The 11131-nt window shown below is 56.0% G+C and carries 13 protein-coding genes and 2 pseudogenes; 7 read left to right on the forward strand and 8 right to left on the reverse strand.

What is annotated here, in order from left to right:
* Positions 1-8: 8 nt before the first annotated feature.
* From soxZ to FQ320_RS15290, 5 genes are all read right to left on the reverse strand, one after another.
* Complete coding sequence (gene soxZ, locus FQ320_RS15270) at positions 9-338, reverse strand: thiosulfate oxidation carrier complex protein SoxZ (protein ID WP_148473759.1); 330 nt, start codon at positions 336-338, stop codon at positions 9-11.
* 14 nt (positions 339-352) lie between these two features.
* Positions 353-772 (reverse strand): thiosulfate oxidation carrier protein SoxY, encoded by a 420-nt coding sequence (soxY, locus tag FQ320_RS15275; protein WP_148473761.1) that lies wholly within the window; start codon positions 770-772, stop codon positions 353-355.
* Between the two features lie 31 nt (positions 773-803).
* Positions 804-1277, reverse strand: coding sequence for a sulfur oxidation c-type cytochrome SoxX (gene soxX, locus FQ320_RS15280; RefSeq protein ID WP_148473763.1), 474 nt, complete (start codon positions 1275-1277; stop codon positions 804-806).
* 95 nt (positions 1278-1372) lie between these two features.
* Positions 1373-1942 (reverse strand): thioredoxin family protein, encoded by a 570-nt coding sequence (locus tag FQ320_RS15285; protein ID WP_148473765.1) that lies wholly within the window; start codon positions 1940-1942, stop codon positions 1373-1375.
* Positions 1943-1954: 12 nt separating this feature from the next.
* A complete protein-coding gene (locus FQ320_RS15290; protein WP_148473767.1) occupies positions 1955-2692 on the reverse strand; it encodes a cytochrome c biogenesis CcdA family protein in 738 nt (245 codons plus the stop codon).
* 76 nt (positions 2693-2768) lie between these two features.
* Here FQ320_RS15290 and FQ320_RS15295 point away from each other — a divergent pair, with 76 nt between their 5' ends.
* The 3 genes from FQ320_RS15295 to FQ320_RS15305 all read left to right on the forward strand — a co-directional run bounded on the left by FQ320_RS15295 (position 2769) and on the right by FQ320_RS15305 (position 4650).
* Entirely contained in the window at positions 2769-3128 is a 360-nt protein-coding gene (locus tag FQ320_RS15295; RefSeq protein WP_148473769.1) for a hypothetical protein, read from the forward strand.
* Positions 3129-3222: 94 nt separating this feature from the next.
* Complete coding sequence (locus FQ320_RS15300; protein ID WP_148473771.1) at positions 3223-3558, forward strand: helix-turn-helix transcriptional regulator; 336 nt, start codon at positions 3223-3225, stop codon at positions 3556-3558.
* Positions 3559-3597: 39 nt separating this feature from the next.
* Positions 3598-4650 (forward strand): YeeE/YedE family protein, encoded by a 1053-nt coding sequence (locus tag FQ320_RS15305; protein ID WP_148473772.1) that lies wholly within the window; start codon positions 3598-3600, stop codon positions 4648-4650.
* 233 nt (positions 4651-4883) lie between these two features.
* On the opposite strand, the pseudogene FQ320_RS26440 reads toward FQ320_RS15305, so the two are convergent.
* Both FQ320_RS26440 and FQ320_RS26445 read right to left on the reverse strand, forming a co-directional pair.
* Positions 4884-5079 (reverse strand): annotated as a pseudogene (locus FQ320_RS26440) (integrase core domain-containing protein); the annotation flags it as partial.
* Positions 5079-5249 (reverse strand): hypothetical protein, encoded by a 171-nt coding sequence (locus FQ320_RS26445; RefSeq protein ID WP_255509531.1) that lies wholly within the window; start codon positions 5247-5249, stop codon positions 5079-5081. The pseudogene FQ320_RS26440 and the gene FQ320_RS26445, both read right to left, overlap by 1 nt.
* A 176-nt stretch (positions 5250-5425) precedes the next feature.
* Between FQ320_RS26445 and FQ320_RS15315 the strand changes: the two are divergent.
* Positions 5426-6432: pseudogene (locus FQ320_RS15315) on the forward strand (IS5 family transposase).
* Positions 6433-6573: 141 nt separating this feature from the next.
* On the opposite strand, the gene FQ320_RS15320 reads toward FQ320_RS15315, so the two are convergent.
* Entirely contained in the window at positions 6574-7236 is a 663-nt protein-coding gene (locus tag FQ320_RS15320) for a TetR/AcrR family transcriptional regulator (RefSeq protein ID WP_148473774.1), read from the reverse strand.
* A 179-nt stretch (positions 7237-7415) separates the two neighbouring features.
* On the opposite strand from FQ320_RS15320, the gene FQ320_RS15325 reads away from it, so the two are divergent.
* The 3 genes from FQ320_RS15325 to FQ320_RS15335 all read left to right on the forward strand — a co-directional run bounded on the left by FQ320_RS15325 (position 7416) and on the right by FQ320_RS15335 (position 10751).
* Positions 7416-8414, forward strand: coding sequence for an HlyD family secretion protein (locus tag FQ320_RS15325; protein WP_148473776.1), 999 nt, complete (start codon positions 7416-7418; stop codon positions 8412-8414).
* Positions 8415-8505: 91 nt separating this feature from the next.
* Positions 8506-9633, forward strand: a complete 1128-nt coding sequence (locus tag FQ320_RS15330; protein ID WP_370513076.1) for an ABC transporter permease — start codon at positions 8506-8508, stop codon at positions 9631-9633.
* Positions 9630-10751: an ABC transporter permease gene (locus FQ320_RS15335; protein ID WP_148473780.1), complete on the forward strand. Its 1122-nt coding sequence runs from the start codon at positions 9630-9632 to the stop codon at positions 10749-10751. Before FQ320_RS15330 ends, FQ320_RS15335 begins: the two co-directional genes overlap by 4 nt.
* Positions 10752-11131: the final 380 nt, after the last annotated feature.

Raw genomic sequence — 11131 nt, forward strand, 5'->3', positions numbered from 1 at the left:
AACATTGATCACTCAATGGCGATCTTTTTACTTTCTTCGTACACCGACCCATCGTCATCGTACCAAGTGAACTTGAACTCACCGGCTTCAGGGACCAGCGCTTCGAATTCCAGATATGGATTTGTCGAGATCGCCGGTTCAAGCGTCACGTCCACGACGTTCTCGCCGTTGAAATCGCAGGTAAAGCGATTGATGATCGACCGCGGAATGAGATTGCCGTCATCATCCTTGCGCTGACCGGATTCCATCTTGTGGCTGATCAGCGTCTTGATCGTGATTGCTTCGCCCGCCGAAACGGATTTCGGGACTTTCACGCGGGGTTTGACATCTTCTGCCATTTTCTTAACTCCTATTAGCCGCCGCAGCCGCCGATTGTGACTTTAACCGTCGAAGATGCCTTCACAAACGTACCGTCGGCAAGTTTGGCGATCGCCATCACGTCCTGCGTACCGGCAAGGCGGATGCGCGTTGACGCCGTGCGCGATGCGGAAAGCGGGCCGTACTTGAAGGTCGCCACTGCGGGTGTCGGATTGCCAAGGGCAAGCACCATGATCTCGGTTGCGGTATCGGAAGACACTTCGATCGGAACGGTATTGCCGTTCTCGGCGATTTCCGGCGCCGTCAGCTTGATATCGCCTTCGCCGACTTCGGCTCCGCCGGTGAAGGCTGCGATGGCTTCTTCGCCCGTTGCCGCAACAACGCTGAAGGGAAGGCCTGCCGCCAACGCCGCGCCGGCCCCCATCAGGATTGCATTTCGTCGTGTCAGTTGCATGTGAGAGTCTCCTTTGATCCTGTCAGGACCGCTATTCTTTCAGGGTGGTCAGATAGGCCACCACATCTTCGACTTTCTGGGCGTCCAGAAGCGGGGCGAATGAATCGTCAGCTGCTTCGCCAGTATATTCATTGCCGGGGCGCGTGAATCCATCGACCCGGTAGAACGACGGCATCATGCTTTCGTCGAACATCATCTTGGCATTCGATACGATGCCGCGCAGTTCCGCTTCGCTCCAACGGGCTCCGGTTCCGTCAAGCATCGGTCCGACCGTCCCCTGAAAGGGAACGTCCGCCAGGTCGCTGATCTCGTGGCAGGCGACACAGTTGCCCACCCCCTTGTCACCGACAATCAGACGCCCGTTTTCCGGATCGCCAGCAACGCCGGTCAACGAAGCTTCGACAGCGCCGTCGGTAAAGATAACGTCAGATGGCGGTATCTCTGTTGCAAACGCGGCACCCGTAGATGCGGCGAGAGTTAAAATCATGAGGAATTTGCGTTCCATGCGTCCTCCCAAACACATTCAAGTCTTGGCATACCATAGAATACGATGCTGGTGTCAATCAAGGACAAGTTCAGAAATCTGAATATGAATTCTTGCTAGTCGGTCTTGCCGTTGCTCCGCTCTTGGATGCGGCGCGCATGATAACGCTGAAAATCTTCTTCTGAATCAAGATCGTAGCGTTTTTCTTTGACCCAAGTGAACATGTCCAGCGTGGTGCCAGCACCAAACGCCCCTGGCATCAGCGCGACAGATGCGGTCTGCGCGGTCGCACCCTCGTCGACCTCTTCGGGCAGGAAAAGAATCGACGGCGTGAAAAGCAGCCCCCATTTGCGCGTCGCCTGTTTTTCGGTCAGGACTTCGCCATCAAAGTCGGTCACCTCTGTATCGCCGTGCAGATTGACCTGCACCACAAAGAAATTTTCACGGATGTAGTCGGCCACATCCTCGCGCGAAAACACTTCGTTGTGCATCTTGGTGCAATAGATGCAGCCGCGCTGTTCAACCATCACGACCAGACGTTTCCCTTCCGCGTTGGCCTCGGCAAGATCTTCGTTCAGATCCTTGAAGGTGTCGCGCATCCAGTCTTCTTTATGCAACCCGTCGTCACCCAATTCGCCATAGGCCGGCATGGATATCAGCAGCAGCAGGACAAGCAGACGTTTCATTTGGCAAACTCCCTAGATGTTCTGAAAGGCGGGGAAGGCTTCAAGCATCCACTGCGCAATGTAGTTGACGCTGTCGGTGGCAATAAGCGCGGCAAAGAGGATCATCAGGACGCCCATGGCCTTTTCGACCTTGGGCAGGTGACGTCGAAAGCGCGAGGCAAACTTCAGGAACGGCCCGATGAACAGCGACGCCACGACGAAAGGGGCGGTCATTGCAATGCCGAAGACAAGCAAAAGGGCCAGTCCGCGCAAGGCGGTCGCTTCGGTGCTGGCGGCAAACACGACCGCGGTCAGCACGCCACCCACGCAGGGCGTCCAACCGGCGGCAAAGGCGAAGCCGACAACGTAGGCGCCAAGAACAGACATGTTCTTGGTATCACCGGCATCCATCTGGAAGGCGCGGTTCAAAAATCCAATCCGGATGACCCCCAGAAAATGCAGCCCCATGATCAGAACCACCAGCGCCGCGAACAGCCGGAACTCGGTTTGCATCCCGCGAAATGTCTGGCTGAGACCGTAAGCCGCTGCGCCCAGCAGGACAAACACCGTGACGATACCCAGCGAAAACATGATCGAGGCCAGAAACGCACGTTTGCGAACCCCGGGTGCGAGGGCGCCTTCGGCACTGATCTCGGACATCGACGCACCGGCCATGTAGCTAAGGTAAAAGGGCACAATCGGCAGGACACACGGTGAGAAGAAGACGATCAGCCCACCGATAAAAGCCCCAAGAAAGGTAACATCCAACACTCTGCTTCGCCCCGACTCTTGTGAAACCTACATATTCAACATATTCTATGTGAGTATTCCGTCAATTGGAACTCTGATGAAGCGTCTCTTCCTCGCCACAGCCATTTGGCTTGTTTCTCTGCCGGCACTGTCGGCCAACCTTCTCATGGTTGAGCAGCCAGGATGCATCTATTGTGCGAAATGGAATGCTGAAATTTCGCACATCTACCCAAAGACCGACGAGGGGCGACGTGCGCCGCTGCTGCGTGTCGATTTACATGATCTGCCCGAAGACATCGACTTTGCCTCCCGCCCGGTTTTTACACCCACATTCGTTCTGGTCGAAGACGGCAAGGAGTTGGGGCGCATGGAGGGTTATGCGGGCGATGAATTCTTCTGGTTTATTCTTGGCAAATTGCTGGACGACAACGAAATTGAAGCAGGCACCGATCCCTGATCAAGCATGGAAGGCGACATCGCCTTGTTCTGTGTTGCCACGCGGCGATGCAAAAGCTAGTCAACTCGGGATTAAATGAGGTCCGTCATTTGAAATGACACTGCCAGTCTTAACCAACGATATGTCCGACGCTGAAATTGAGCGGATGATGGAAAGTGCCTGCAATGCAGCGAACTTTCTCAAGGCGATCAGCCATGAAGGGCGCCTGATGATCCTGTGCCATCTGGCAACCGGCGAGAAATCAGTGACCGAGCTTGAGACTTTGCTGTCTGCACGACAGGCCGCCGTGTCCCAACAACTTTCGCGGCTACGCACCGAAGGGCTGGTGGCACCGCGACGCGATGGCAAAGCAATCTATTACCGTTTGACAGATCCCCGTGCCGTTCAGATACTTGATCTTGTCTACGATCTGTTCTGCAAGGACGGGTAGTGCAACAATCCACCCCCGTGGATTCGCGGGAGAACCCATATGCTGTATGATTTGTCGGATGGCGCAATCCTTGCGCTGATCGGGCTTGGTGGCGGCGTTATCTTCGGACTCGCCGCCCGGCTGGGGCGTTTCTGTACCCTGGGGGCAATCGAAGACTTTCTCTATCAGGGCAGCGACACGCGTTTGCGGATGTGGGGGCTGGCCATTGGTATAGCCGGGATCGGTGCATTCACCCTTGTGGGGCTTGGCGCGATGGATCCGACCCAGACGATCTACCATCTCTCTCCATTTTCGCCTGCGTTCGCGATCATCGGTGGGCTTATGTTTGGTTATGGGATGTCGCTGGCCGGCAATTGCGGGTTCGGCGCTCTTGCAAGGTTTGGCGGCGGCGATCTGCGCTCTTTTGTGATCGTGGTCGTCATGGGGATCAGCGGCTATGTCATGCTTTCGGGCCCCCTGGCGCATCTGCGGCTGGCCGGACTGGCCCTGACCGAGATATCCACCCAGACCCGCAGTTATCCGCAAATTCTGAGTGAGCTGACCGGTATATCAATCGTACCCTTGGGACTTTTGATCAGCGCAGCGATAACCGGCTTCGCGCTCTGGTCACACGAATTTCTTCGCAATCCGAAGGCAATCCTCTGGGGCGCGCTGGTGGGTTGCGTGATTGTCAGTGGTTGGGGCGGAACCCAATGGGTCGCCAACACCGGGTTCAGTGCTTCGCCCATCAACAGCCACACATTTACGTCGCCTTTGGGTGAAACGCTTTTGTATCTGATGACGTCCAGTGGCGGCGGCCTTACCTTTGGGGTCGGCTCGGTCTTCGGCGTTCTGGTCGGGGCGTTTATCGGTAGCCTTTTCAAGGGGCATTTCCGCTGGGAAGCCTGCGAGGATCCGCGGGAGTTGAAGAGACAGGTTCTAGGTGCGGTTCTTATGGGGTTTGGCGCAATCCTGGCGATGGGATGCACCATCGGGCAGGGCATCTCGGCATTCTCGCTGCTCACCATCAATGCACCGATCGTTTTTGTGTCGATTTTCACCGGCGCTGCTCTTGGCTTGCGTCAGTTAATCGCAGGCCTGTCCTTCGGATGACCCGCTGCTAAAGCGTTGCGGTTAAAGCGTGAATTGCGCGGAACCCCCAAAGCTGCGGGATTGAGATTTATTCCGTTTGCAGGATGAGCCATGTCGGGGCCACCACCTGTGGCGCTTTCAATGGCCGCATCGAAGACGTGCTTCAAAGTCACCGATTTAGATCAAGTGGATAGAGGTGGCCCTGGGTTTTCGACCCGCTTTCCGCCTGGCCAACCTACAGCATGGATTTCATGTCAGACGGCGGCTTCCAGATGTTCGTTGTGGGTATCATAGGCCTCGGCAGGCGTCAGCAGCCCATGGGATGAGTGCGGCGGGTTCTCAACGTAGGAGTGGATCCAGGCCCCGATCCCGTTGCGGGCCTTCCGAGCCGATCTCAAAGGCGTTCAGATAGACGCATTCATACTTCAGCGATCGCCAAAGCCGCTCGATCATGCTGCTGATCCACTGCCCGGCAGTCCGCCGCTTGCGGCGATGAGAGGGAGGTCAGGCGAGACCTGAAGCCCATAGACATCCTCGCGATGGTCGCGGATATCGCGCGCCGTCAGACCAGCGGCGCAGAGCCCGTCCGCCACGGGCTTCGGAGCGATGGCGGCTTCCATAGCGAACTCTTGTCATCCATGCCTTCGATCCGGGTCTGACCCTTCTTGATCAGTTCGGGCTCGAAGCTGCCGTCCCGGTCACGCGGCACCGAAATCGGGACCTCCACTGAGCTTTGTTGCACAAATCGCCACGTGGCGGGATTCACTGCCTGAATCCAGCGTGATAGCCGGCTTTTATGAGCAACTGGATCCCTACGAAGTATAAGATCCGGAACGGGGCAGAGTATACCGTTTCACTGAAGCAACGAGGATCGCTGTCGATCTGGTTTGATGCTGAGATGGTGTGGGAGGCAGTGCGTTCTGGCCGCCGAGGTCGCCAGCAGGCCTATAGCGATGCGGCGATACAAGCCTGCCTGACCCTCAAAGTGCTGTTCGGGCTACCGTTCCGGCAGACGACTGGATTTGTAGAAAGTCTTCTGAAGCTTGTCGGATTGGATTGGTCAGTGCCAGACTTTAGCACCTTGTGTCGGCGGCAAAGAACGTTGTCTGTTGCCATCCCGTACAAGGGGTCAGCAGGGCCGCTGCACCTCTTGATCCCCTCTCGTCGCTGCAAGCAGCGACTGCCGGGCAGTGGACAGCACGGGCATCAAGGCTGAAGGTGAAGGCGAGTGGAACGCGCGCAAACATGGTGGTCCCAAACGCCGCCTTTGGCGCAAGATACATATAGGGATCGACGAGGAAACGCTGGAGATACGGGCAGTCGAGGTCACCAGCAGCGGGATCGGGGACGCACTCATGTTGCCTGACTTGCTCAATCAGATCCCACCGGATCCAGACCTCGGCAGTGTCACTGCCCGCTCTCATGCATGTAAACATGCACTGCCGGACAGTGGATGGTGCTTACGACACCCGAAAATGCCACGATGCGATCGCAGCCCGAAATGCCCATGCTGTCATACCGCCGCGTCAGAACGCCAAGCTATGGAAGCCAGATACACCCGGGGCCAGAGCACGAAATGAAGCCGGGCGATCATCAAAGTATCTGGGTCGGGCACTGTGGCGCCAGTTGACTGGATATCACCGCCGAAGCCGCGTCGAAACCAAGATGCACTGCATAAAATTACTCGGGCAGCGCCTCTCAGCCCGTGACTTTGATCGGCAGGTTGCGGAGACACAAATCCGCGCCGCGATCTTAAACGCCTTCACAGCGCTTGGCATACCACGCACCGTGGCCGTAGACTAAATCCGTCTGGGGGAAGGGGAAGCCCAACCTCAAACTGATTTGTGCAACAAAGCCCAATTGCAGTGTAAGAAGGGACCAGATCGCGACGAAAAACGCGTAACGGTCAATCTCGATTGCCACCAAATTCTTTCCGTTGGAAACCTAACCGCTCGCCGCTTTCGAAGATCGCATCGCCTTTATGGCGAAGTTCGTACATTTGTCGGACCAAGCAGATATAGCAGAGGCCGTGCCATCATAACTGGGGTTAAGCACGGCTTCCCTTTGCGCGCCGTTAATCATGCTGCGCAGCAGGGTAGCCGCTTCGTAAAGATCAACATCCTCCGGAAACGTGCAGTCAGAAAGAATCGCGATGAAACGGCGGTCAAATGCCTCGGCCACTGTGTCGATCGAAGACAGGTAGTTATCGCGGAACTCCGGGAATTGGGATTGTCCTGCAAACACGGCTCGCGCATTCAAAATGCCCCCATTACTGAGAACGAGGTGGGAATAGGCACGCGACAGCGCCAAAACAGCGCCTTCAACTGTTGTCACGTTTGAAGGCGTATCGAGATGCGCAATGCCTGTCTCGATAGCGTCGTCTGCGACCAATCGAAACAAGCTCGCCTTGTTTGAAACTGTTTTATAGATCGTTCTGGTCGACATGCCCGCCCTACGGGCGACGGCTTCGATACTGGTTCCTGCATATCCTTCGCTAAGGAACACTTCGGCCGCCGCCTTGATCAAGAGCGCACGCGTTTCCTGCTCCGTACGCAGAGAGGGACGGCCGCGAGGCCGCTTTGCTTCGGTCGTTTTCTGTTCTGTCATCGCCGCTCCTCGCTCGCTTTATAAAAACGGAAATTTTCGTAAATCAAGAGCGAAGCGCAATGCCTCCTCCGCACGCGCATCACGAAGTCTTGAATGACGGATTTCGATATTGACATAGTGTCGATAATAAATTTAGAAAACTGAGATTTTCCAAATAAAGCCGACGTCAAGGATACCCGATGAAACTGAACAAAACCGTGGCTGTCTCAGTGATCGCCGTTGCTGCGGCGGCAGGTTATCTGGTTTGGATACTGAGCCAACCCGCGACCTACCTTGTGCAGGGCGAAGTAGAAGCGACACGCATAGATTTGTCGGCGATGATTTCGGCGCGTGTTTCTGAAACGCCCGTCAATATCGGGGACCGTGTCGTCGCCGAAGATGTTGTTGTACGGATGGAAAGCGCGATACTGGATGCGCAACTTGCCGCAGCACGCGCGGCGCTTGACGTTTCGCGGGCCAACCGCGACCTTACTTACTCCACCCGCCCGGAAACGATTGCCGCCGCTGAAGCCCAGTTAGAATCGGCGCGTTCAAGCGTTACGCTGGCGCAAAGCAACTTCGACCGAGTAAACAAACTGCAAGGCGACTCGGTTGTGTCGCAGGCATCGCTTGATCAGGCGGCCAACAACCTGACTGCTGCAATACAAGCCCAAGCTGCAGCGCAGGCCAGCCTTGATCAGGCGCGCAATGGCGCGAGCCCCGAACAAAAGGCCGTGGCTGATGCCCAAGTAAGGCAAGCTGAAGCATCCGTTTTACAGACCACAGCCAGCGTGGATGAAATGATCGTGGCATCCCCCATCGACGGTGAGGTGACGACACGTACTGCAGAATTGGGCAAGCTGTTTAGTGCAGGTGCACCCCTGATTTCCATCGTGGATGTGGACCACGCATGGTTCACATTTAACTTGCGCGAAGACCTTTTAGAGGGGCTGGAGGTTGGCCAGCCCTTGAAAGTCCGTATTCCTGCTTTGGGCGATGATACCGCCCTGATTGATGCGACGATCACATCGATTAATGTCCAAGGCAGCTATGCCAATTGGCGCGCCACCAAAGCGACGGGGGACTTTGATTTGCGGACTTTTTCTCTGCGAGCTGACCCTGTTGCGGCAGTCGAGGGATTACGCCCCGGGATGAGCGTTTTGGTGGATTGGCCCGCCACAGTGCGTAGCGGTCAATGATCCTGTGACCCCCTCGCATCTTCCCCCCGGTTTTCGACGGATCTGGCGTCGCGAGTTCCGCCAGATTGCGACGCGGCCTTCGCTTGCCTTTATGTTGGTGCCGCTACCACTGATCCTGTTTCTTATGCTGGCTGTGATTTTTGCGCCGGGTTTGCCGCGCGATCTTCCCGTGGCTGTTGTTGATCTTGATGGGTCGACGATGTCGCGCCAGATCGTGCGAATGGCCGACGCGGCAGCTGATGTTGAGGTTGTCGAGCAGCTTGCATCGCTTAGCGAGGCGCGACAGGCGCTCGTGGCACAGCGTGCCTATGCGGTTTTAATGATCCCCGCCGGTCTGGAACATGATATCTTGTTGGGGCAAAGGCCGGAAGTTGTGGTGTTTTCCAACAGCCAGTTTTTGACGGCAGGCGGCATTGTCGGGCGCAGCCTAAGCACGACAGTTTCGACGTTTTCAGCGGGTGTGTCGTTGCGTCTGCTTGAGGCCCAGGGGGTCGGTTCCGATCGGGCGCTGGATTTGATCACGCCAATTCCCGTACAGCAAAGCCCGTTGTTCAACCCCTCACTCGATTACATCCAGTTTCTGCTTTCGGCGATCATGCCAACCGTCTTGCAGATTTTCATCTGTGCCACTGCGGTTCTCTCGTTTTCACGCGAACACCATTCCCCAAACGGCATGCCACGCCTTCAGCGCATTGCACTATCGCCAACCCGCGCCATATTGGGAAAACTGCTCCCCTATACCTTTGTGGGCACGTTCGTTTTGCTGCTTGGGGATGTGTTGTTGTTTAACGTCTTTGATGCCAGCTTTCGTGGCAACGTCTTTGTGTTTTTCCTCAATGGTTTCATGTTTATCCTAACGTGTCAGGCCATGGGTGCGCTTATCGCCCTGATTGCCAAGGACACGACGGGTGCCCTTGGGATGATGGGGCTAATCGTGGCACCGTCTTTCGGGTTTGCCGGTGTTAGCTTTCCCCGTTTCGGGATGACGCTCTTTTCGCAGATTTGGGGTGCGATCATACCGCTGACCCCATACCTGCAATTGCGGACAGATCAGACCCTGCGTGGGGCGCCCTTAGAGTATTCTCTGCCGACAATGGGGTGGCTTTTCGCCCAACTTTTGGTTTTCTCAGTCCTGTTGTGGGTCATGACGCGCAAGACAATGGCCCAAATACCGGTTTCTGAAAACGCTACCGTCGAGACTCAAGAGAGTAAGTCATGAGAAAGCTGCGCCATTTCCTTGCCGAGGTATTCGGGGTCATACGGGCGCTCTTTGCCGACGACAGTGCTAAGTCTACGATGATCGTTGGCATTCTGATTTACAGCGTTCTTTACCCGCAACCTTATGTGGGCGAGGTGCTGCGCGATGTTCCTGTGGTAGTGATTGATCAAGACAACTCGACCGCCAGTCGGACCCTTGTGCGTGCAATTGACGTGACAGACTTGGTCGATGTGACCATGTCCGCGCCGGATATGGAAACCGCACGGGATGCCTTTTACCGGCGCGATGTTTACGGGATCTTCGTTATTCCGGCGGGCTTCGAGGCTGACCTCCTTGCCAGCCGTCCCGCGCCCGTGGCCGCCTATAGTGACGGTAGCTATCTATTGATCTACTCCAATGTAATGCGGGCCGTCGCCACGGTTGCAGGGACAATGGGCGCGCAGGTCAATTATGCGCGTCTCACCGGACTCGGCGTCGATGATGGCGTGGCGCGCACGATGCTGTCGCCTGTAGCTGTAACCAATGTGGCCGTTTTCAATCCACAGGGCGGCTATGCCAGCTATGTGATTCCGGCGGCTTTTGTCCTGATCTTGCAGCAAACGTTATTGATGGGGATCGGACTGCTGCATGCGGGGCGCAAGCCCCCAACGGGCGAGCGTTTGTGGGCCACGATTACTGCCTACTTTTCCCTGTATATGGTCTGGGTTGCATTCACGCAGATGTTGATCCCCTATCTCTACAGTATTCCGCGCACTGGCGACTTGGCGACGCTGCTGTTGATCTCCGTGCCATTTATCTGTGCCTGTATCGCAATGGGATTTGCCATCGCGATGGCAATTCCTTGGCGCGAAGGGGTTGTGTTTTTACTTGTGGTGATCGGGATGCCACTGTTCTTTCTTTCGGGCATCTCGTGGCCAGTCGAAATGATACCTGACCATCTGCGGACTCTATCGCTGCTTGTTCCATCATCGACGGCCATTTCCGCCTTTGTCGCGGTAGATCAGATGGGCGCTTCGGCGCGGGATGTGGCCGGTGCGATTCAAACGCAGATAGTTCTCGTGGTCGTCTACTCGACATTGGCAGTCGCCCTTTCGCGACTGCCCCGCAATAGGCGATAGCAGCTGATTGCCAGACGAAAGAATGAGAGCACAAGTCGATCCGACCACGCGCTTTTTCAGAATTACGCGACCATGGTAGGCTCTTGGAACTGCAATAATTTCAATTTTGGATGTTTCGTTAAGTGCTTGTAGCGGCGAAAATAGCCAGTTGCTTCGGTCATTTATCGGCTGCATTCGCCTTACAGAAGTATGACCCGAGCACTTGCAGCGAACGACCGCTTTCCGCCCATCCTGTTAAAAAACTCTATGCTGCTGACCTGCCCCCCGGAAGTTCCCTCAGTCTGATGTAGAGTCTGCCCAACCTGAAGGAGCAGACGAGATGAGGAAAAGCCGTTTCACCGAAGCGCAGATTATCGGGATGATCAAAGAGCAGGAGGCTG

Source organism: Oceaniovalibus sp. ACAM 378, assembly GCF_008085915.1.
Taxonomy (GTDB): domain Bacteria; phylum Pseudomonadota; class Alphaproteobacteria; order Rhodobacterales; family Rhodobacteraceae; genus Oceaniglobus.